Annotated in this window: 15 protein-coding genes; 4 read left to right on the top strand and 11 right to left on the bottom strand. The window is 59.1% G+C overall.

The window, feature by feature from the left end; translation table 11 throughout:
- Positions 1-157: 157 nt before the first annotated feature.
- The 7 genes from tadA to treP all read right to left on the bottom strand — a co-directional run bounded on the left by tadA (position 158) and on the right by treP (position 9,547).
- Positions 158-658 carry a tRNA adenosine(34) deaminase TadA gene (gene tadA / locus AC1DVF_RS23810; RefSeq protein ID WP_460130077.1) on the bottom strand — a complete coding sequence of 167 codons (501 nt, stop codon included), beginning with the start codon at positions 656-658 and terminating at the stop codon, positions 158-160.
- Positions 658-2,034: a multicopper oxidase family protein gene (locus AC1DVF_RS23805; RefSeq protein ID WP_095048335.1), complete on the bottom strand. Its 1,377-nt coding sequence runs from the start codon at positions 2,032-2,034 to the stop codon at positions 658-660. Before AC1DVF_RS23805 ends, tadA begins: the two co-directional genes overlap by 1 nt.
- A gap of 117 nt (positions 2,035-2,151) precedes the next feature.
- Positions 2,152-2,442: a PTS sugar transporter subunit IIB gene (locus tag AC1DVF_RS23800; RefSeq protein ID WP_460092173.1), complete on the bottom strand. Its 291-nt coding sequence runs from the start codon at positions 2,440-2,442 to the stop codon at positions 2,152-2,154.
- 2 nt (positions 2,443-2,444) lie between these two features.
- Positions 2,445-4,973 carry a phosphoenolpyruvate--protein phosphotransferase gene (ptsP, locus tag AC1DVF_RS23795; protein ID WP_477783237.1) on the bottom strand — a complete coding sequence of 843 codons (2,529 nt, stop codon included), beginning with the start codon at positions 4,971-4,973 and terminating at the stop codon, positions 2,445-2,447.
- 62 nt (positions 4,974-5,035) lie between these two features.
- Entirely contained in the window at positions 5,036-6,259 is a 1,224-nt protein-coding gene (locus AC1DVF_RS23790) for a maltoporin (RefSeq protein ID WP_116255140.1), read from the bottom strand.
- A gap of 105 nt (positions 6,260-6,364) precedes the next feature.
- On the bottom strand, positions 6,365-8,014 hold the full coding sequence (gene treC, locus AC1DVF_RS23785; RefSeq protein ID WP_320336380.1) for an alpha,alpha-phosphotrehalase: 1,650 nt from the start codon (positions 8,012-8,014) through the stop codon (positions 6,365-6,367).
- Between the two features lie 90 nt (positions 8,015-8,104).
- Positions 8,105-9,547, bottom strand: a complete 1,443-nt coding sequence (gene treP, locus AC1DVF_RS23780; protein WP_257356055.1) for a PTS system trehalose-specific EIIBC component — start codon at positions 9,545-9,547, stop codon at positions 8,105-8,107.
- Positions 9,548-9,782: 235 nt separating this feature from the next.
- Between treP and treR the strand changes: the two genes are divergently transcribed.
- The 3 genes from treR (at position 9,783) to AC1DVF_RS23765 (ending at position 17,071) form a co-directional block, all read left to right on the top strand.
- Entirely contained in the window at positions 9,783-10,487 is a 705-nt protein-coding gene (gene treR / locus AC1DVF_RS23775) for a trehalose operon repressor (protein ID WP_034156275.1), read from the top strand.
- 101 nt (positions 10,488-10,588) lie between these two features.
- Entirely contained in the window at positions 10,589-13,675 is a 3,087-nt protein-coding gene (locus AC1DVF_RS23770) for a membrane-targeted effector domain-containing toxin (RefSeq protein ID WP_477783236.1), read from the top strand.
- A gap of 255 nt (positions 13,676-13,930) precedes the next feature.
- On the top strand, positions 13,931-17,071 hold the full coding sequence (locus AC1DVF_RS23765; RefSeq protein WP_477783235.1) for a membrane-targeted effector domain-containing toxin: 3,141 nt from the start codon (positions 13,931-13,933) through the stop codon (positions 17,069-17,071).
- Positions 17,072-17,147: 76 nt separating this feature from the next.
- Here AC1DVF_RS23765 and guaA read toward each other — a convergent pair whose 3' ends face one another.
- The 4 genes from guaA to AC1DVF_RS23745 all read right to left on the bottom strand — a co-directional run bounded on the left by guaA (position 17,148) and on the right by AC1DVF_RS23745 (position 21,878).
- Positions 17,148-18,725 carry a glutamine-hydrolyzing GMP synthase gene (gene guaA, locus AC1DVF_RS23760; RefSeq protein WP_093430638.1) on the bottom strand — a complete coding sequence of 526 codons (1,578 nt, stop codon included), beginning with the start codon at positions 18,723-18,725 and terminating at the stop codon, positions 17,148-17,150.
- A 99-nt stretch (positions 18,726-18,824) separates the two neighbouring features.
- The gene (guaB, locus tag AC1DVF_RS23755) at positions 18,825-20,294 is read right to left on the bottom strand and encodes an IMP dehydrogenase (protein ID WP_034156270.1); all 1,470 of its coding nucleotides are present in this window, start codon (positions 20,292-20,294) and stop codon (positions 18,825-18,827) included.
- Between the two features lie 116 nt (positions 20,295-20,410).
- Positions 20,411-20,959, bottom strand: coding sequence for a sugar ABC transporter ATPase (locus tag AC1DVF_RS23750; protein WP_095048343.1), 549 nt, complete (start codon positions 20,957-20,959; stop codon positions 20,411-20,413).
- 151 nt (positions 20,960-21,110) lie between these two features.
- The gene (locus AC1DVF_RS23745) at positions 21,111-21,878 is read right to left on the bottom strand and encodes a sulfite exporter TauE/SafE family protein (protein WP_477783234.1); all 768 of its coding nucleotides are present in this window, start codon (positions 21,876-21,878) and stop codon (positions 21,111-21,113) included.
- A gap of 100 nt (positions 21,879-21,978) precedes the next feature.
- Here AC1DVF_RS23745 and AC1DVF_RS23740 point away from each other — a divergent pair.
- Positions 21,979-22,741 (top strand): LysR family transcriptional regulator (locus AC1DVF_RS23740; protein WP_477783233.1); only part of this gene is annotated, 763 nt, incomplete at its 3' end.

Raw genomic sequence — 22,741 nt, 5'->3', positions numbered from 1 at the left:
TCGACGGACTTGGCCCATCCAGCTCGGTCAGTCCCCTCTCCCCCTGGTAGAGGGGGCCGATCTTTGGGCTTTTCTAAACTTGAGTTCGACTCGGTATCTCAGGTCGGCGGACCTCGCCCATCCAACTCGGTCAGTCCCCTCTCCCTCCGGGAGAGGGTTAGGGTGAGGGGCTTTTTGCTCTTCGGGCGCGAAAGAATTCGGTCAACACCGCGCCACACTCCTCCGCCAACACCCCACCCTCATACAACACCCGGTGATTCAAAAAGCCCTGAGTGAAGAACTGCCCCTGACTCTGCACAATCCCCGCTTTCGGTTCCAGCGCGCCATACACCACCCGCGCCACCCGCGAATGCACGATCAAACCGGCGCACATGCTGCATGGCTCCAGCGTCACGTACAGCGTGCTGCCCGGCAGCCGATAGTTATCCACCGCTTGAGCGGCCGCGCGGATGGCGACCATCTCCGCATGAGCACTCGGGTCGCTGGTGCTGATCGGGCAGTTGAAGCCGCGCCCGATGATTTCTCCATCCTGCACCAGCACTGCACCCACCGGCACTTCGCCGAGGGCTGCGCCTTGTTCGGCAAGGATCAAAGCTTCGCGCATGAAATCGCGGTCACGGCTGCGGTCGATGATCGCGGCAGGGCGAATCTGGCGCATCACTTCACCTCGATGGCGGCCATCAGGCCGGTTTCCATATGGTCGATCACGTGGCAGTGGAACATCCACACCCCCGGATTATCGGCCACCAGCGCCACTTGCGCGCGCTCGTTCTTGCCCAGCAGATAGGTGTCGGTGAAGTACGGAATGATCTTGTGCCGGTTCGACGCGATCACTTTGAAACTCATGCCGTGCAGGTGGATCGGGTGCTGATACTGGGTCATGTTCTTCAATTCGAAGATGTAGCTCTGCCCCAGTTTCAGGCTGGCAATCGGTCGGTCGGCACAGGTCTTGTCAGTGATGTCCCAGGCCTTGCCGTTGATCTGCCACAGGCTCGGCGGCCGGCCATTGTCGACGTTGACCGATACCGAGCCGACCCACTCGAAATTGAAGTTGAGTTTCTCGGCATTGGCCAGATCCGGCTCCGCCACCGGATTGGCCGGCAGCGCTTTCGGCCAGTCAGTCGGCGCATCGTTATTGGCCACTGAACGCAGCGTGCCCAGACGCACCGGGCCGTTGCGCAGCGACAATTCTTCACCTGCCGCCGGTGCCTTGATCGCCAGACAAATGCGCATGCCCGGGCCCAGCCAGTATTCCTTGCCCAGCGGCCGCGGTTCGACCGGGTTGCCGTCCAGCGCATAGATCTGCGCTTCGACGCCGGGAATGTTGATGCGGTAAGTCAACGTGTTGTCGAGGTTGAGCAAACGCACGCGGGTAATCTGCCCCGCCGGCAGTTCGATCACCGGGTTCGGCACGCCGTTGATGGTCGACAACCGCCCCGCCGTACCGCCACGCGCCGCTTCACGGGGAATGCTGAACTCGACGAAATTGCCTTCGTCATCGATGTGCCAGTTTTTCAGGCTCAAAGTCTTTTCGTACTTGAAACCGGTCGGTTCGCGCTCTTCGATGATCAATGGCCCGACCAGGCCGCGCCCGAGCTCTTCGCTGCTGCTGACATGCGGGTGATACCAGTAGCTACCGGCATCCGGCACGCGGAATTTGTAATCGAAGTACTCGCCCGGCAACACCGGCAGCTGCGACACGTACGGCACACCGTCCATTTCCAGCGGCAGACGAATGCCGTGCCAGTGAATGGTCGTCGCCACCGGCAAGTGGTTGATGAAGCGCACCCGCAGCCATTCACCCTGACGCACCCGCAACTCGGTACCCGGCGCCGACGGCCCGAATGCCCAGGCCTCGGTCTTGTGCCCCGGCACCAGCTCGACGTCCAGCGGTGCGGCGATCAGCTCATAGTCGTGGCCCGCCTCGGCGTCGGCCATTTTTCCCAGCCAATACCGCGACGCGCCCCCCGCACCAACGCCAACGACAACAAGACCGGCCAGGCCACCGAGGATTTGGCGACGGGTAAAGGACATGAACTCAACTACCTCACGTATCAGCGACAGGCCCTGAAAGCCTGCAAAAGGCGAATACGATACACCTGCGGTTGAGAAACAGTAAGGGCGACCTGAGGCCGCATGCCCTTGACCGGCTTAAGGTCGCAGCCCGGTAATCAGGTGCACGACACCATCCTCCAAGGGCATCACGCCCGCGACCCCGGCGGCGCTCAACGCCTGTTGATCGATACCCGACACATCACGCAATACAACCCGCACCCGCGTCAACGCCAGCGGTTGCTGTGACTGGAGGTTATCCACACCGCCCAGCGCCGCGACGATGGCGGCGCTCAATCCGGCGCTCGGCTCGGCGAGGACTTCGGGTGTGTCCACCACCAGATCCGGGGTCAGGGCCTTCCAGAATGCCTTCTGCCATTTATCCAACATCTTCAGTTCTCCAGAACCCGTAAAGTATCGACGGTTGCCTCGTGAAAGAGCTGCAACGCCTCGCGCACCTGCCCGGCACTTTCCAGCCCCAGCACCTGTTGGGCGATGATCTGACAATCGGCCAGCTCGAGTTCGCGCGCCGTCGCCTTGACCGGTGCAATCATCGGCACGCTCACCGACAGTTCATCCACGCCCAACCCCAGCAACAACGGCACCGCCAGACGTTCCGAGGCCATTGCCCCGCAGACTCCGACCCATTTGCCATGGGCGTGCGCGGCCTTCGCAGTCATGGCGATCAGGCGCAATACCGAGGGATGAAAACTGTCCGCCTGACTGGCCAGACGCGGGTGATCGCGATCCATCGCCAGGGTGTATTGCGTCAGGTCATTGGTGCCGATCGAGAAAAAATCCACCAGCGGCGCAAACAGGTCCGCCATCAGCGCCGCGGCCGGCACCTCGATCATGATCCCCAGTTTCGGCCGTTGCGTTAGCCCCAGCGCGAGGATTTCCTCGTCGAGCATTTGCCGCGCCAGACGCAGCTCCGACAGTTGCGTGACCATCGGCAACATGATGTGCAAACGTGTCAGCTCGCAGCAGCCGAGCATGGCCCGGAACTGCTCACGCAATAACTGCGGGCGCTCCAGGCACAAACGAATGCCGCGCACGCCAAGGAACGGGTTGGTTTCGCTGTCCATCGGCACGTAGGCCAGCGGTTTGTCACCACCGACATCAAGGGTGCGCACCACCAGATTGTGCGCAGGTCCCACGCAGCGAGCGATGGCGCTGTAGGTCGCAGCCTGTTCGTCATGGCTCGGCGCATGATTACGGCCCAGGTAGAGAAACTCCGAACGCAGCAGGCCGACACCCGCACCGCCAAGGGCCATGGCCTGCTCGGTTTCCGCTAACGAGGCGACGTTGGCCGACACCTCGACGTGATGGCCGTCACGGGTCCGCGCCGCGAGCGATGCACTGGCCAACTCATGCTCATGGCGTTGACGCTGTTGCGCGTGCCGCGCCTGCCATTGACTGACGGCCGCAGGATCGGGACGCACATGCAATTCGCCCTTGTCGGCATCGAGCAACACCGGGGTGCCGTTGCTCAACGCCAACATCTGCACCGGCACCCCACAGATCGACGGCAGACCACAAGCGCGCGCAAGAATCGCCACGTGACTGGTTGCGCCGCCGCCGACCGTGGCAAAACCCAGCACCTTGCTGGTATCGATGCCGGCGGTCTGCGACGGGGTCAGTTGATCGGCAATCAGAATGCTTCCATGCGGCAGCTCCATCGCCTGCTCGCCAATCCCCAGCAATAGCTTGAGCACGCGGCGCCCGACATCGGTCAGGTCCGCCGCCCGTTCAGCCAGCAACGCACTGCCCAGTTGGCGAAACATCGCCGCGGTTTCTTCAGTGGCTGCGCGCCAGGCAAACGCTGCGCTTTTGCCCTCGCTGATCAATGCCTGGGCCTGATCGAGCAGCCCCGGATCTTCGAGCAGTTCCTGATGCGCCTTGAAGATCTCGGCCTCGGCCTCGCCAGCGGCGGTGTCGCGCAAATGCTGCAAGGCCAGATCGGCTTCGATCAGGGCATTGGCGAGGGCCTCGCGCTCGCCGTCTGCGCCGCCGCCAAACTCGCTGACGTCGAACACCGGCTCGCTGATCTGCACCACTTGGCCCAACGCCGAACCGGGTGACGCGCAGACGCCACGCAGCAGGGTCAGAACCTCGGTTTCAACCAGCTCGACTGGCGCCACCGCCGTCACCGTTTCACCGCAGCCTTCAATCAGTAATCGAGTCAGCGCATCGATTGCCGCGTCAGCATCTTCGCCCACCGCGCTGACCTGCACGCTGTCGCCGCACGCGGTCTGCAACGCCATGATCGCCACCAGGGATTTGGCGTTGGCCTGAGCCTGCTGTTTATGCAGGTAAATCTTTGCCGCGAAGCCCTTTGCCGCTTGCGCAAACACCGCTGCCGGGCGCGCGTGCAATCCGTTGGGATTAGGCAGTTTCAACGTTTGAGAGAACACGGCCTGACCTTCTGCCGCGCCAGCATCCACGCCACAAGCCTGAGTACGGGCGAGCTCAAGCAACGGCTGACCGGTTTCGACCCATCCGCTCGACGCGACCCGCCAGGTGAACGGTTCTCCGCTAATCACCAGCATCAATGTCATCAGGCTGCGCGCATGCCGGGCAATGTAATCGGCGTCGAACTCGATCAACGCTTGTCCGGCGGCAACCCGTTGCCCCTCTTCAACCAGGCGGGTGAAGCCTTGTCCGCCGAGGTTCACGGTATCAAGGCCAATGTGCATCAACACTTGTACGCCATGGTCATCGGTGATGCTCACGGCATGCCCGCTGGCCTGCACGTTACTGATGACGCCGGCCATGGGCGCACACAGGGTCGATGAAGTCGGGTCGATGCACAGACCGTCGCCGATCACGCGCCCGGAAAACACCGGATCGGGCACCTGCTCAAGCGCGATCAGGACACCGGACAAGGGAGCCAGCAATTGCAATGGTTGGGGTGTGGCCATGACGTCACCTGCAGTTTTGTTCTTTGAAGTGCCCATGGAGCGCGACGCTCCATCAGCATCGCTTATTTCCACCAGTATTCGACCTGCAATCCGACATTCGCACCGTGGCGAGCGCTACCGAAGGCGCCGGTGTCGGAGAGTGCCGAGCCTTTGGCCAGTTCGTTGGCCGCCCGTTTGGCCGCCTCGTTCCAGGTGGCGTACGTGTAATACAGCCGCACCTCGGGACGCGCCCAGAACTCCGGGCCTTTGGGCGACCAGGTCGGGGCAAACGTGAATTTGCTCAGTTTGCGCGTGCCACCCGGGGCTTCGACTTGATCGTGGCCCAGTTCGGTGACCAATTTGAAGTGTTCGCTGAGCGCATAGGCGGGACGCACACCCAGGGAGATCCAGTTCTGGTCGACACCGTCCGGGCGAATGTCTTTCTGGTACACCGCCGCGATCTGGCCACCGAAACGCGGCGTCACTTGCCAGTCGAAAAACTCGACGATCCGGTAACTCTTGTTGCTGTCGTCCAGTTTGACGTTGCCGGTATAACCCAGCCCGGTGCCCGGCCCTTCACCGTATTGCAGCGCCAGTTTGTTTTTGCCGCCGAGAAAATCCGTCTGCACATGTTGCGTGGTGATCGCCCAGCCCCGGTGGGCATCGCGGCTGTCGGGTTTGTCGATATAACTCAAGCCGAACTCCAGCTCACCGCCAGGATTGGTCTTGAAACCGGCGACGTTGAAGTCGTGCCGATTGATGTAGTCCTTCTGGTACAGGTTGTCCTTGCGCGAGAAGGCATAGCTGTATTTCAGATCGCCGATCAACACGTCTTCGACCCCGCCCCCCGTGGCGCTCTGGTTCCAGTAGTAGAAGTCGGAAATATGGATGTCATTGCGCTTGTAGTAACGGCGTCCGGCCCACAATGAACCACCGTTGAGCGCGGGCATCGCCGACCACTGTGCGTAGGCCTGCGGCAAGCGGATCGAACCATTGTCGTCTTTGAACGTGGGGCTGCGGTCGTAGCGGTTATACAGCGAGGCCATGCCGTCGACACTCAGTACCGAACCGTCGTCGAGGGTGTACAGGTCCTGCCGCAACTCGAGTTCGCCGTACTGCTCGCATTCGTTACCCAAGCGATATTTGGTCTGCGCACCCGGTAACTGGAAGCACGACTGACCGCTGCTGTTGACTGACGTGCCGACACCGCTGCGCAGGTAACCGCCAAACTCCAGCGCTTGTGACGTTGGCGGTAAGGCCAGGCAAAAACCTGCGACTGCAAGGCTGCGATTTATTGTTGTTTTCATAAGCCACCCCATTGTTTTTATTGTCTGGTTGCATGAATTCGGCGCGCAGAAATCTCCCGCGCAGTGCTCTGCGTGTTTTCTGAACGTTGTTTTTTTAGTTAAAGGTCAGGGATCGATCAGGTGCAGGACGAAGGACTCGTAAGGTCGCAACGTCACCTGGCGCTTGCGCAACGGGCCGTCCGGATAGTTGCTGATCAACTGGCGCTGGCTCATCGATTCACTGATGACCGTCGCCGGTAATTCCACTTCACAGGTTGTCCCGTAGAAGTTGTTCACCACCAACAAACGCTCGGCGTCACCTTCACGCACATACGCCCAGACCTGCGGATGTTCGGGCAGTAATTGCTGGTACAGCCCGTCGGTGATCAACGGTTCACTGCGGCGCAGCGCGATCAGACGGCGGTAGTGATGCAACACCGAGTCCGGGTCGTCGAGCTGGTTTGCGACGTTGATCTGCGCAGCATTGGCCGGCACTCCGATCCACGGTTCGACACGGCTGAAACCGGCATTTGGCCCGGCGTCCCAGTGCATCGGCGTGCGCCCGTTATCGCGGGATTTCTGCATGATCGCTGCCATGTTGTCGGCATCGCTGCTGCCAGCCTCGCGCTTGAGGCGAAAAATATTCAGCGTCTCGACATCGCGATAATGCTCGATCGATTCGAACCCCGGATTGGTCATGCCCAACTCTTCGCCCTGATACACGAACGGCGTGCCCTGCAGAAAGTGCAGTGCGGTGCCGAGCATCTTCGCCGAGCATTCGCGGTACTCGCCGTCGTTGCCGAAGCGCGAGACCACGCGCGGCTGATCGTGGTTGCACCAGAACAGCGCGTTCCAGCCGCCACCCGCCTGCATGCCGGTCTGCCAGTCGGACAGAATTTTCTTTAGCTGAAGGAAATCGAAGTCGGCGCGCACCCACTTCTGCAGGTTTGGATAATCGACTTTCAGGTGATGAAAGTTGAAGGTCATCGACAACTCTTTCGACTGCGGATTCGAATAGCGAATGCAGTGTTCGAGGCTGGTCGATGACATCTCGCCGACATTGATCAGGTCGTGCCCTTCGAAGACTTCGCGGTGCATCTGCTGCAAGTACGCGTGGACATTCGGCCCGTCGGTATAAAAGCGTCGGCCATCGCTGTCGTCTTCGGGGAAGTCCGCAGGCTTGGAGATCAGATTGATCACGTCCAGGCGAAAGCCGCCGACGCCCTTGTCTCGCCAGAATTGCATCATCCGGAACACTTCAGCGCGCACCTTGGGATTGTCCCAATTCAGGTCGGCCTGGGTGTGGTCGAACAGGTGCAGGTAATACTGACCGGTCTGGGCTTCGTACTCCCAGGCGGAACCGCCGAACTTGGATTCCCAGTTGTTCGGCTGATCACGCCAGATGTAGAAGTCACGGTAAGGATTGTCGAGGCTGCTGCGCGCCTGTTGAAACCAGACGTGTTCGATCGAGGTGTGATTGACCACGATGTCGAGCATCAGCTTGATCCCGCGCTTGCCCGCCTCGGCGATCAGCAATTCGCAGTCGGCCATGCTGCCGTAGCTCGGGTCGATGGCGTAGTAATCGCTGATGTCATAGCCGTTATCGCGTTGCGGCGAACGCAGAAATGGCGTTATCCATAAACAGTCGACGCCCAGCCACTTCAGGTAATCGAGTTTGGCGACGATACCGAGCAGATCACCCGTCGGGTTACCGGCGTGACTATGAAAACTCTTCGGATAGATCTGGTAGATCACCGAACGCTGCCAGTCTTGCATGGCACAACTCCTTCAATAAGTCCGTGCGGCTCGCGCCCAGATTGAAATGCAATCAACTGTGGGAGCGAGCCTGCTCGCGAAAGCGATTGTTCAGGCAACCCGATAACCGGGCCGGACAATCTTCATGCTCAATGCACAGGTCAGAACAAACGGCACGAGCATGGCAATCAGCATCCCCAGCACAAACATCGGGATGTACTGCGGAATGATCGAGATGAAACCCGGCAGTCCACCGACGCCGATGGCCGAGGCCTGAACCTTGTTCAGCGACAGGAACACGCAGCCCAGTGCCGAACCGGTCAGCGCGGCATAAAACGGAAACTTGTAGCGCAGGTTGACGCCGAACATCGCCGGCTCGGTGATACCGAAGTAGGCGGAGATTGCCGAAGTCGACGCCATGCTCTTGTCCCGAGCATTACGGGTCATCCAGAACACCGCCAGGGCGGCACTGCCCTGAGCAAGGTTGGACATGACGATCATCGGCCAGATGAAGGTACCGCCCTGGGTCGAGATCAATTGCAGGTCGACCGCGAGAAACATGTGGTGCATGCCGGTGATCACCAGCGGCGCATACAGCAGACCGAAAATCGCGCCACCCACCATGGGTGCCAGGTCAAACAGCATGACCAGCCCTTCGGTGATGAAGATGCCGATGTGGCGGGTCACCGGGCCAATCACGGCCAGCGCCAGTACGCCGGTAACGACGATGGTGGTGATCGGTACCACGAGTAACTGAATGGCGTTGGGCACGCGCGCGCGCAGCCATTGCTCGATGACGCTCATTACGTAAGCGGCCAGCAGAATCGGCAGGATCTGCCCCTGATAGCCGACCTTTTCCACCTGAAACAACCCGAGAATATCGAAGTACGGCAGATGCTGCCCGTCCAGCCCGGCCACGGCCTTGCCGTAGTTCCAGGCGTTAAGCAGATCCGGGTGCACCAGCATCAGACCGAGGACGATGCCGAGGATCTCGCTGCCGCCAAAGCGCTTGGCCGCCGACCAGCCCACCAGCGCCGGCAGAAACACGAACGAGGTGTTGGCCATCAGATTGATCAGGCTCCACAGCCCATCGAGTTTCGGGTAGGCATCGAGCAGGGTCTGCCCGTCGATGAACATGCCTTTGGCACCCAGCAGATTGTTGATGCCCATCAGCAGGCCGGCAATGATCAGCGCCGGCAGAATCGGCATGAACACGTCAGAAAACACCCGCACCAGACGCTGCATGGCGTTGATCTTTTCAGTGCTTTTCTGTTTGACGTCAGCGATCGTCGACGCCGCGAGACCGGTCTGACGACGCAGTTCGGCATAGACCTTTTCCACTTCGCCCGGACCGATCACCACCTGATACAGGCCACCGGTAAAGAACGAGCCTTTGACCAGGTCTATCTGGTTGAGCATGGCACTGTCGACCAGGCCCGGATCTTTCAGGGCCAGCCGCAACCGCGTGACGCAATGGGCGGCCTGTTCGAGGTTGTCGCTGCCGCCGAGGCTTTGCAGCAATTGCCTGGCGATGTTCGGATAGTCGTGGCTCATGCTAGTTCTTCCGCTATGGATTGTTGTTATTGGCAGCACGCCGAAGCGAAAAATACTCGTCTGTACGAGTTAATGCAACAACTCGTACAGACGAGTTTGTTTATGTATGTTCCTGCCAGACCGAAGGCGAATTTTCCTACCCCGCCTTAGGGTGATTTCCATCGCCCACATGGACAAAGCCCTACCCTGGCCTTAAGGTTCGAAGCTTTGAGCACAGTCGGCACCGAGCCTACCCATGAGCAAATACAACCAGATCTATAGCGATCTGCTGGCCAGCATCACGACTGAACGCCTGGAGCGCGGCGCCCGCCTGCCTTCCGAAACCGAACTGATGGACAGCTATCAGGCCAGCCGAGGCACGGTGCGCAAAGCCATTGAACTGCTTCAGGAACGCGGCTTTGCGCAGAAAATCCACGGCAAGGGCACCTTTGTGCTGTCGACCAACCCGATCGAGTTTCAGCTCGGCGGCATCGTCAGTTTCCAGGAAACCTATCCGCGCCTTGGCAACGATGTCAGCACAGAAGTGGTCGAGCTGAGCCAGATCCCGCTCGAAGGCGCCCTGCTCGAACACATCCATGCCGAACCCGGCAGCCTCATCACCCGAATCAAACGTGTGCGGCGGATCGACGGTAAACGCGTGATCCTCGATATCAACCACTTCGTCAGCGAAGTGATTCCCGGCCTGTCCCTCGACATCGCCGAGCAATCGATCTACGCCCATATCGAGCAGACCCTGCAGCTACAGATTGCCTACGCCCAACGCACCATCGAAGCGGTGCCGCGCAGCAAGGATGATCAACTGCACCTGGACCTCGATGGCCAGAGCCATGTGATCGTGGTCAGCAACCAGACCTTCCTCCAGGACGGGCGTCAGTTCGAGTACACCGAATCCCGCCACACCCTCGACAAATTCTACTTTTCCGACGTGGCACGGCGCTGACCCCGACACGTTTCCAACGATCATGTGCGGTACATATGTAGTGCACTCCCCTTGAGCGAATCGGCCATGCTCGGCCTTCATTTCTCAAGGATGGAGAAAGCATGTACGCCACCCAACAAAGCCTTCTGCCTAACGCGGCAGACAAGGCGGTTCTGAAGCGAATCGCCTATACCGTCGTGCACAATTGCCCCGGACTGCAGGACGCCGCCCATGAAGCCGCCCGTGATCTGCTGGAAGCAAAAGGCCTGTCGAGCCTCGACCCGGATGAGGTTTATTTCCATCGCTTCAAGACGGCCCAGAGCAGCACTCGCTCGTTTACCGGCTGGGAGCACATCCGCGAGAAACCCTACGAATCGATGACCCTGACACAGCTGGTCATTCATCGTTTTCGTGCCACCGACCAGGACAACGCCGACCTGCTCGATCTGTACGGCGGCTTCTACAGCGAAGGTCCGCAGGGCGAGAATTTCGACGAAAAAAACCAGGTGTGCCTGCACGGCAACGAGGTCTTGAAGGCGTTCTGGAGCCTCGATTTCAGTGGGCACTACAGCGCTACGCTGACGGACTTCTGGAACAGCCACGGCGAGGATTTCCGCACCTTGGCCAAGTGCAATTTCCTCAGCCGTGCAGTGCAGGCGCTGGACCTTGGGCAACTCACCCGCAGTGACTTTCAATGGCTGGTGGACACAGTGGTGGGACCGGTCAGCTGGCCGGTCACCCTGAGCATGTTGCAAGCAAGCCACACAACAACGGGGAATGTGTTCGCCTTCGACATTGACGGGCATATCTCCACGCAATTGCTGCGTATCGTCGATTCTGCCGGTCGGCAGATTATCTATCTGCCGAGTGAGACCGCAGCGTTCGTGGTCAAGGAAACGCCGGCAGACCTGCATTGGTGGGTTCTGGATCAACTGAACGACGCCAAACGCCGCGCGACCTTCCTGGAGCATTTTGCCCTCGCCGATCGTCAGCACATGAGCGAGAACATGCCCGATCTGATGAATCGCTTGGTGGCCACCTGGGGCCGGGCCGACCATCACCTGATCAACCGCACAAACCAGGAGTTGAGCGATGATGCATTCAGTTGGCTGCGTGACTCGACACGTCAGGCGATGTTTGCTGAAGCCCACCTGTCCCTGACGTCCAATGGCGATCTGCGCAAGAAACTGTGGATCGGTTATCTGAGTGCGGGCCTCAAGGTATTTGCTCCGATGGCCACTGTCGGTTGGCCGCTGGCGTTACCGGTGATTGGCGCCACCCTTGCCAGCATGGGTCTGAATATCGATCAGGCGCAAAACGGCAAGACAAGGGCCGAACGCAAGGCCGGCGTGCTGGGTGCGGTTTTGAGTGGTCTCAATCTGTTATTCAACCTTCCATTGCTGATCGGCACCGGGCCGATGCTGGAGGTTGGCGCCGAGGTCGAGGCGGCAGAAGCCGCCGAGATGGCTGAGTACAGCGAAGCCTTGAATGCCTCTGTCGAAGCCGATTACCAAGAGCCGATCATGGTGCCGGACGATGCCGACATCACCCTGCCAAATATCGATGAAACGACGCTAATTCCGGCGCAAAACGCCCTACCGCCTCCGGTGCCCGAACGCTACCAATGCAACGAGTTGCTTGATGGCACAGCGCTCGGCGAAGAGTCGGGGAAATTCCAGGGTGTCTACCGCCTCGACTCGGATCCGCCCTATGCCATTCTGATGAATGACACGCCGTACTATGTGCGCTACTTCGCCAATGCTCAAGGCAGCGGCGACTGGGCGATCGTCGACCCTGAGCGCCCAAACCAGCTTGTCCACGCGCTGCCTGTCCGTCTCAATGGTGAAGGAGAATGGGAGCGCATGCCAGCCTTGGGTCTCAAGGGTGGCGGCCAGTGCATGGGCAAACAATGCACTCCGGATCTCGAACTCGACACCTTCGAACCTGCCTCGCCCGAAACGCCCGTGCAACCGGCAGAAGAACCGCAACCCTCGACATCGAGGCCCCCACGCCCGGTGACCAGTGCCTTTGACATCGAACCGTCGGTACGCCGTTCGATAAAAGCCTGGGCGTTGAACCTCAACGAAACCCATGCCCGGTTGCAACCCGACGGTGCCGGCGGTTTCGCCATGGACGATCCGTTCGAGTTGTATGCCGCCGGCAAACGCCAACTTCTGCAAAGTTCGGCCCGAAGCTTTTTCAAGAACCTGCCGTGGGTCATCCAGCCCCCGCGCCCGGTGATACCCGAGATCAACCGGCTGATGCCACTGACCGATCTTTTCGATGGCGTTTTTGAAAGTGCCTCCGGGCTGGTGGTCGGAGAAACCCTCGATCGCATTGCCAGCATGGGTTTTCTGATTGAAAACATGCCGGCGCTGGCCCGACACGTGAAAACCCTTTATCTGCGTGGCCTGCTCAGTGACTTCGCTCAAGTGGAACTGAACCGCTACTTCACCAGCGGCAATATGACTGCGGATTTACACACTTACCTGAACAGCCTGGGCACCGATCCCGCCGGTCGATTCAACCCACTGGAACTGGTCCAGGTCGCGCGAGCGAACGGGGTTCGGGTCCAGGCGATCGACTGCGCCGCCAGCTACAAAATGAAAACACCGCTGCCCTCCGTCGACGAGCAAATGATGAGCACCTACCTGACAAACGACATCATGACCGGTGACGTCTACCTCAACAGCCCGGGAAAATGGATCGTAGTAACCGATGCTCACAGCACCAATACCTTCAGAGGACTGCTGGGCATCAGTGAACTGAAGGGGGGAATAGGCTTGCGAATCGATGAAGTCGGCGCCGGTGAAGAGCTGGGCGTGGATGTCGATCCGGGTATTGAAGTACCACGCGGCAGCTCGCCCGGTGGCACCGTCAGGCAAGGCAATCCAGATCTTCTGCGTGCCGATCTGCGCTTGAGAATGCCGGCACCCGAGGTGACCTGGACCGAAGAAACGCTGGAGAATCTGTTGTACAGGCGCGGCATGTATCTGTTCGAAAAAACAGGTGAGCGCTACACGCTGATCCACCGCAGCAAACAAGGCATGCTGCAACGCACACCGATCACTCGATCGAGTGACGGCAAGGTCTCCCTCCACCGACCTGCGTGGCAGCGGGTGAATGACATCGCATTCGCCAACCTGAAGGACATGTCTCAACGGTTGTCCGATACCGGGCTGATATTGCGTAGCCGGATCCCTGATTGAGGCTCTCCGGTTAAAACTGAGCAAGGAAGGCCCGACAACGAAAAATGCCAGTCAGCAAAACTGACTGGCATTTTTTATCAACCTTCCTCTGCACTTGCGAATCCAGCTAGCGGCTGGATAACGCCAGACAAGCCATCCTTCCCCATCACACCTACTCGATTATCAATAGGGGAACAATATGCGGTAGCCGGGTAGTGCACTGCCCTTGAGCGAATCGGTCATGCTCAGTCTTTGTTTCTCAAGGATGAAGAACGCATGACCTCCCCCGAACGACGTCTCCTGCCAAACGCTGAGGACAAAACCGCCCTCAAAGCCATTGCTGCGACGATCGTGCAGACCTGCCCGAGTCTGCTCGACGCTGCCCATCAAGTTGCCAACGAAATACTGGCGGACAACGGACTGTCCGGCCTCGATTCCGACCGTGTTTACTTCCACCGTTTCAAAACGGCGCAGAGCAGCACGCTGACCTTCACGGGTTGGGAACATTTGCTGGAAAAACCTTACGAAACGCTCACCCTCACACAGTTGGTGATCCATCGCTTTCGCGCGACTGATCAAGACAACGCAGATCTGCTTGGTCTTTACTGCGGGTTCTACTCGGATGGCCCGGAGGCGGAAAACTTCAATCAGAGCAATGAAGTCCGGTTGCTGGGCAGTGATGTGCTGAAGGCGTTCTGGGACGTCGACTTCAGCGCGCGCTACATAGGCCAACTGACGACTTTCTGGCAAACCTCGTCGGATAACTTCCGAGCCCTGGCAAAGTGCAACTTTCTCAGCCTGGCGGTGCAGGCGCTGCAACAGGGTGACCTTGACGGAACTGACTTTCAGCGCGTCGTCGACTCGGTAATCGGGCCCGTTACCTGGCCCGTTACCTTGCCAATGCTGCAAGCGTTACACCCGGTAGGTGCTGAAGTGCGGGCGCTGGATCTCGATGGCCACGTAGCTTCCAATGCACTGCGTCTGGTGGAAGACAGTGGCCGCCAGACCCTTTACTTGCCAGGTGAATCCCAGACATTCCTCTTGATGGAGAATGAAGCGGATCTGCATTGGTGGATGCTGGAGCAGATGAATTCAGAGGACAAGCGCACGGCTTTTCTCAAGCATTTCCCGCTGGCTGACCGCAATCACTTGACCGAAAACCTCACCGATCTGATGAACCGCCTGGTGAGCACTTGGGGTCACAGCGATCATCAAATGATCAATCGCAGCAACGTCGCGATCAGCGGTGACGCATTCACTTGGTTGAGCGAGTCGACACGTACGGCCATGGTTGCCGAGGCGCACCTTGTACTCACTTCCAACAGTCAATTGCGCAAAAAACTCTGGATCGGTTATTTGAGTGCCGGTCTGAAAGTATTCGGCCCGATGGCAGCGGTGGGCTGGCCTTTGGCGTTGCCTTTGATTGGCGCCAGCATCACGAACATGGGATTGAACATTGATCAGGCCATCAACGGCACTACGCCAACCGAACGCAAAGCCGGTGTTACCGGAGCAGTGCTGAATGCGATCGACATTGTGTTCAACATTCCGTTTCTGATCAGCACGGGCGCGCAACTTGAAGTGGGCCCGCAGGTGGAGTTTGCCGAAGCGCAAGAAATGCTCGGGTTGGTCGAGTTCACTGCGCCTGACGCACCCTTCTTGCCGCCTGTGGATCAACCGCCAGTCGCGACGATTGATCCACAGGCGACCGTCGAGCTGGCAAACGAAATTGCCACCGGGACCACCATCGCATCCACCCGGCAGTTGGCCACGCCGGCTGCGCGCCAAGGTTGGTCTGTTCCAAAGATTCCTGCCAAATATCGATGCAACGAGCTACTTGCCCAGCGTTCTGCAGAGGCAGCTCCAGGCAAGTATGAGGGCATTTACCGCCTGGACAAGGAGCCGGGCTATGCCATCGAAATGGAGGGTGCGGCTTACTACGTGCGCTACTTTGCCGACTCCGAAGACACTGGCCACTGGGCCATCGTCAATCCCGAGCGACCCAATCAGTTCGCTTACTCGTTGCCAGTACGCTTGAGTAGTAGCGGCAAGTGGGAACGCATACCCGCGTTGCGCCTCAGGGGAGGCGGCCAATGCTTGGGCAAGGCCTGTTTACTGGGCATTGATCTGCCCTCGTCCTCATCCTCGGCCCCAGCCTCATCAACCCCGTCAGCGGAGCTTCCCCTCGTTGAACCGGTTTCACCGGTTGCGCGACCACTGCGTCTGGTTACTCCCCTGAACGACATCGTAGGAATGGACATTGCGAAAATGAAAAGATGGGCAATGAACCTGCCCGAGACTTTCGCCGAGCTCTCCAGTGCAAACCGCGGTCGTCCATCAACTGCCGAAACGTATGAGGCTTATTTCCGCGACAGACGCACATCCCTGCTAAACGAGGCCAAAGAGTATTACTCGGAGATGAACTGGACCAACCTGCCCGCACGGCCAGTCATCCCGCCAATCGATGCCGAGACGCAGACGGCTGAGTTGATTGATCGCATCTTTGCCAATACCGATGGACTGGTCGTCGGCGAAACCCTTGATCGCATCACCAGCATGCGTTTCATGATCGAAAACATGCCGGCGTTCGCACGGCATATCGACACACTTTATGTACGTGGTTTGCTGAGCGATTTTGCCCAGGCAGATCTCAACGACTTTTACCTGTCGGGAGAGATGTCAGAGGACCTTAGCGGCTACTTGTCCAGCCTGAGTACCGACCCTGATGACCGATTCAACATGCTCGAACTGATCAAGGCTGCCCAGGCCAATGGCATCCGCAGCCATGGTCTTGAAGTCGCACACAGTTACAAACTGAAAATACCGCTGACTTCGATCGAAGAGCAGATGATCCACGCCCGGCTCGCCTCTCAAATCATGTGGGGTGACGAGCTCCTCAACAGACCCGGAAAATGGGTTGCCCTGGTCGAGGCAACGAACACCAACGCTTTCAGAAATCTGCCAGGCATAAGCGAACTCAGGGGCGGCATCGGTTTACGCATTGAAGAAGCGGTGCCCAGCGAAGTGCCCGGCGTCAGTCTCGACCCGGGACTGAAAGTCACTCGGGGCCCGTTTGATAACGGGGCAACGACGCGCAACTCATCCGATATCCTATTCGCCGATCTGCGCTTGCAGATCGAAACACCTGTGCCGCAATGGACTGAGGCAACAGAGAACACACTCCTCAATCGCAACGGCATGTTCATACTCAAAAAAATGCAAAACACCTACATGCTCGTGCGTCGCGACAGCTCCAGCAATATCGTTCGAACAGTAGTAAATTGCAGGAATGGTCAGTTTTACATCTGGGCGCAGTCGATGCCCCGGATCAGCGGCATCATGTTCCGTAACCTCGGCGCTTTATCCCAGCGCCTGATAGAGATCGGCTTGACCCTGCAAAGTCGCTTACCCAACTAACCCGTTTTCAAGGCATGAAACGAAAAAACCCTTGGCTTCAGGCCAAGGGTTTTTCGTTAATCAACGGGTAGTGAGATCATTCCCACTCAATCGTCGCCGGCGGCTTGCTCGACACGTCGTAAGTGACGCGGGAGATGCCTTCGATTTCATTGATGATGCGGCCGGAAACGGTTTCCAGCAGTTCGTAAGGCAGGTGAGCCCAACGCGCGGTCATGAAGTCGATGGTTTCTACGGCACGCAGGGCCACGACCCAGGCGTAACGACGGCCATCGCCGACCACGCCAACCGATTTCACTGGCTGGAACACGACGAACGCCTGGCTGACCTTGTGGTACCAGTCAGCTTTGCGCAGTTCTTCAATGAAGATGTGGTCAGCGCGACGCAGCAGGTCGGCGTATTCCTTCTTCACTTCACCGAGGATGCGCACGCCCAGACCCGGGCCCGGGAACGGGTGACGGTAGACCATGTCGTACGGCAGGCCCAGCTCCAGACCCAGACGACGAACTTCGTCCTTGAACAGTTCGCGAAGTGGCTCGACCAGTTTCAGGTTCATCTCTTCCGGCAGGCCGCCCACGTTGTGGTGCGACTTGATCACATGGGCCTTGCCGCTTTTCGCGCCAGCCGATTCGATCACGTCCGGGTAGATGGTGCCCTGCGCGAGGTACTTGATGTTTTCCAGTTTGTTCGACTGGGCATCGAATACGTCGATGAAGGTGCGACCGATGATCTTGCGCTTCTTTTCCGGATCGGCTTCGCCGGCCAGGTTGTTGAGGAACTGCTCCTCAGCGTTGGCGCGGATCACCTTGACGCCCATGTTCTCGGCGAACATGGCCATCACTTGCTCGCCTTCGTGCAGACGCAGCAGGCCGTTGTCGACGAAGACGCAAGTCAGTTGGTCGCCGATGGCTTTGTGCAGCAGCGCGGCAACCACCGAGGAGTCAACGCCGCCGGACAGACCCAGCAATACGTTGTCGGTGCCGACTTGGGCGCGGATGTTGGCAATGGCGTCTTCAGCGATCTTCGACGGCGTCCACAGGGCTTCACAGCCGCAGATGTCGAGGACAAAACGCGACAGGATGCGACCGCCCTGTTTGGTGTGGGTCACTTCCGGGTGGAACTGCACGCCGTAGTAGCCACGGTCGTCGTTGAACATGCCGGCGATCGGGCAGCTCGGGGTGCTGGCCAGAATGTGGAAGTCTTCCGGCATCTTGGTGACTTTGTCACCGTGGCTCATCCATACGTCGAGGCCGAACAGGCCGTCAGCGTCGATGTGGTCTTCGATGCCGTCGAGCAGGCGGCTCTTGCCGACCACGTCAACGCGGGCGTAACCGAACTCACGCAGTTCGGAGCCTTCAACCTTGCCGCCCAGTTGCTCGGCCATGGTCTGCATGCCGTAGCAGATACCGAAAACCGGTACGCCCAGATCGAACACTGCCTGTGGGCAACGCGGGCTGTCGGCGACGTGCACGGACTCGGGGCCGCCGGCGAGGATGACGCCTTTAGGAGCGAATTCGCGGATCGCATCTTCGTCCATGTCGAACGGGTGCAGTTCGCAGTACACACCGATTTCGCGCACGCGGCGGGCGATCAGTTGGGTGTATTGCGAGCCGAAGTCGAGGATCAGGATGCGGTGAGCGTGAATATCGAGGGCCATGATTCAGTCTCGTCTAAGTCGTTCAGAAACAGTCGTGATTCAGAAACAACTCGGGGCTGAATCAAACAGCCCCGGTTGCTTTGCTTGTAGCTTGAAGGCTCAACCTACGCGGTAGTTTGGCGCTTCTTTGGTGATCTGCACGTCGTGAACGTGGGATTCGGCCATGCCGGCGCCGGTGATCCGCACGAATTCAGGCTTGGTGCGCATTTCTTCGATGTTGGCGCTACCGGTGTAGCCCATCGAGGAACGCAGACCGCCCATCAACTGGTGAATGATCGCGCTCAGGGTGCCTTTGTAAGGCACACGGCCTTCGATGCCTTCCGGAACGAGTTTCTCGGCACCTGCCGAGGAGTCCTGGAAGTAACGGTCGGAGGAACCTTGAGCCTGGGACATGGCGCCCAGCGAACCCATGCCGCGATACGCCTTGTACGAACGGCCCTGGAACAGTTCGATCTCGCCCGGCGCTTCTTCAGTACCGGCGAACATCGAGCCCATCATCACGCAGGAAGCACCGGCTACGATGGCCTTGGACAGGTCACCGGAAAAACGGATGCCGCCGTCGGCGATCAACGGTACGCCAGTGCCTTCAAGGGCAGCGGCGACGTTGGCGATGGCACTGATTTGCGGGACGCCGACACCGGCGACGATACGGGTGGTGCAGATCGAGCCAGGGCCGATACCGACCTTGACCGCATCAGCGCCAGCTTCGGCCAGAGCCTTGGCTGCGGCGCCGGTGGCGATGTTGCCGCCGATCACCTGCACTTCAGGGAAATTCTCTTTGACCCAGCGAACGCGGTCGATCACGCCTTTGGAGTGACCGTGGGCGGTATCAACTACCACCACGTCCACACCGGCATTGACCAGAGCAGCGACGCGGTCACCGGTGTCTTTACCGGTACCGACCGCAGCGCCAACGCGCAGACGACCTTGATCGTCCTTGCTGGCCAGCGGGTAGGCTTTGGCTTTTTCGATGTCTTTGACGGTCATCATGCCTTTGAGGGCAAACTTGTCATCGACGATCAGAACTTTTTCCAGACGGTGCTTGTGCAGCAGCTCGCGGACTTCGTTCTTGTCGGCGCCTTCACGCACGGTGACCAGACGCTCTTTAGGCGTCATCACTTCACGTACGGTGGCTTCCAGACGGGTTTCGAAACGCACGTCACGGGAAGTGACGATGCCGACCAGGTCGCCATCGTGCAGGACCGGAACGCCGGAAATGTTGTGCATGCGGGTCAATTCGAACAGGTCACGTACCGTGGCATCAGCCTCGATGGTGATCGGATCCTTGACGACGCCGGCTTCGAACTTCTTGACCTTACGCACTTCGGCAGCTTGCTGCTCGATGGTCATGTTCTTGTGGATAATGCCGATGCCACCTTCCTGAGCCATGGCGATTGCCAGACGGGCTTCAGTGACGGTGTCCATTGCAGCAGAAACCAGAGGAATGTTCAGCTCGATGCCACGGGTAAGGCGGGTCTTGAGACTGACTTCGTTAGGAAGCACCTCGGAATAACCGGGCACTAAGAGAATGTCGTCGAATGTCAGAGCTTCTTGGCTGATACGCAGCATCGCGGGGGCTCCCGAGCGGGAAAATGGAAGCGCGCCATTATAGTCATCCACCCCCTGCTGTTCAATGTAAAACTCAGCTTAATATCAATGTTGCTGATGTACGGGAATCCCCGCCGTTACAGCTCCACCTTGACCCAAGAGACAGGTTGATCGAGCCAATCGGCGAACTCATCGATAAAGCTCTGCTTGAAGCCCGCCTCCAGCCAGTTGTTGAAGATGAAACCGAGGTTGGAAAACCCGCACTCCTGCAGGTACAGGAAGCCGTTGATGTCGTCTTCGTGACCGCATTCCGGGCAGGTGAAGTTGTCGGTGCGCCCCGGCATCCAGTCTTCGAGGCTTTCGAACAGCGCTTCGCCGATCTCGCGACGACACTCGGCGCAACCGGCCTCTTCGAGAAAGCCCTTGGCCGGTGTGTAGATGCAGCGTTTGGTGACGATCTCCAGCCCGTTGATCGGCTCACCAAATGGCAACGCTTGCGGGTGCAGGACCACGGCGCGGGCGCCATCGGCAATCGCGTAAGCCATGCGGTTGCCGGTGCGGCCACAGGTTGTCAGCTCTTCTTTGATGATGTTCTTGCGCACCAGCCAGCGCACGATCGCCCGGGCCCGGGGTTCGTGGACCGGCAGGGTGGAGATTTTCGGGACGATGATGCTTTGCGAATTCATGGGAAATCCTGCGGTGTGACTTCTGACGCCTTCGCGAGCAAGCTCGCTCCCACAATGGAATGCAGTTCCCTGTGGGAGCGACGGTGCGACGATTCGACCTGCTCGCGAAGAGGCCCTAAAGGCCGGCAGCTTAATCCCTGACAAAATCCGGTCAAGTGCTGAGGTAGCGCCCGATCAATGCCAGCCCGCTCGCCAGCACCAGCCACGTCACCAGCCGTACAAATGCCTCGCGCGACAACTTCATGGTCAAGCGCCGCCCGATCCACAGCCCCAGCGCCATGGCCGGCAACAGACACAACGCCAGCATCAACAAGGGTAGCTCGGCATACACACCGGCGATGGCAAACAGGCTCAAACGCACCACCGTGCTGCAACTGATCAGCGCACTTTGCGTGGCCCGCGCGGCGTCTTTCGGCAGCCGACTGTTGAGATAAATCGCGTATAGAAAGCCGCCACTGCCAAACAGCGCGCCGAACAACCCGCCCACTGTCCCCATCGGCACTGCCCAGGCCGCCGACAATTGCGTCGGCCGGGCTTTGACCCACAGGCTGTAAACCGCATAAGCGCTGATAAACAGACCCATCAACAACAGCAACAGATCGGATTTCAGATTAAGCAGGAAAATCACTCCCAGCGTGCAGCCCAGAGCCATGCACGGCAGTAGCCGCAACAACTCCGGCTTGGCCACATCCCGCCGCGACGGCAGCAGATTGCCGAACGCCGCGACAAAATCCAGCAGCACCAGCAACGGCACAATCTTTGACAACGGCATGAACAGAAGCAGAATCGGCCCCGCCACCAATGCAGTGCCAAATCCGGCAATGCCGAACACGATGTAAGCCAATGCGATGCCCAACCCAATCACCGCCCAGCCGCCAGCGCCCCACGCCCATTCACTCAACAACCCCGCCACACTCATCGATCCGCTTCCTTAATAAGCCTGAGATGACTTTAGCCAGCGCCGAGGGTTGCGACTAATATCTTCAAAGTCGATCACCCATCTCAAAAAGGCATAACTGGTGCTTTCAACCCGTCAACTGCGTTACTTCGTCGAAATCGCCGACTGCGGCAGTTTCAGTGCTGCGGCTGAACGTTTATTCGTTGCGCAATCGGCGCTGAGCCGGCAAATCAAGGACATGGAAACGCGCCTGCAAACCCCGCTTTTCGAGCGCACCGCGCGCCAGCCTCGCCTCACTGCGGCTGGGGAAGCTTTTTTGCCGCGAGCAAGAAATCTGCTGAACGAGCTGAGCAAGGCCAGCGCCATGGCCACCGAAGTCGGCAATGGCCAGCTCGGCACCTTGCGCCTCAGTCACTCCAGCACTGTGTCTATCAGTGGCCGGCTGCTCAGTGATATCGGCGCTTATCTGCAGCAACAGCCTGGCGTGTCACTGGATATCGGCAAACTCTCTTCGGAAGCGCAACTGGAAGAACTCGCCGAAGGACGCCTCGATGTCGGCCTGCTGCGCCTGCCAGTGTTGCGCCAGCGCGAAGGTATTCAGATTGTGCCGCTGTTTACTGAACGGCTGCTGTTGGCAGTGCCGATGAATCATCGATTGGCCGAGGCTGAGCGTGTCGATCTGGCCCAACTGAAGGACGAGGCATTCATCTCGATTCCGCATCCGCAACGCGGCGGTCTGAGTTATCTGTGTGCTGAATTGTGCATGCGTCAGGGCTTCTTTCCGCAAGCGGCGCGGGTCATGTCCCGCAAGACCACCCAGCTCCAGCTGATTCAGGCTGGGTTCGGCATCGCCCTGCTGCCGGAATCAATGCAGGACATCGCCC

Source organism: Pseudomonas sp. P4_D7 (assembly GCF_056401755.1).
The sequence above is the reverse complement of the archived record's forward strand: the minus strand, read 5'-3'. Positions and strand labels throughout refer to the sequence as shown.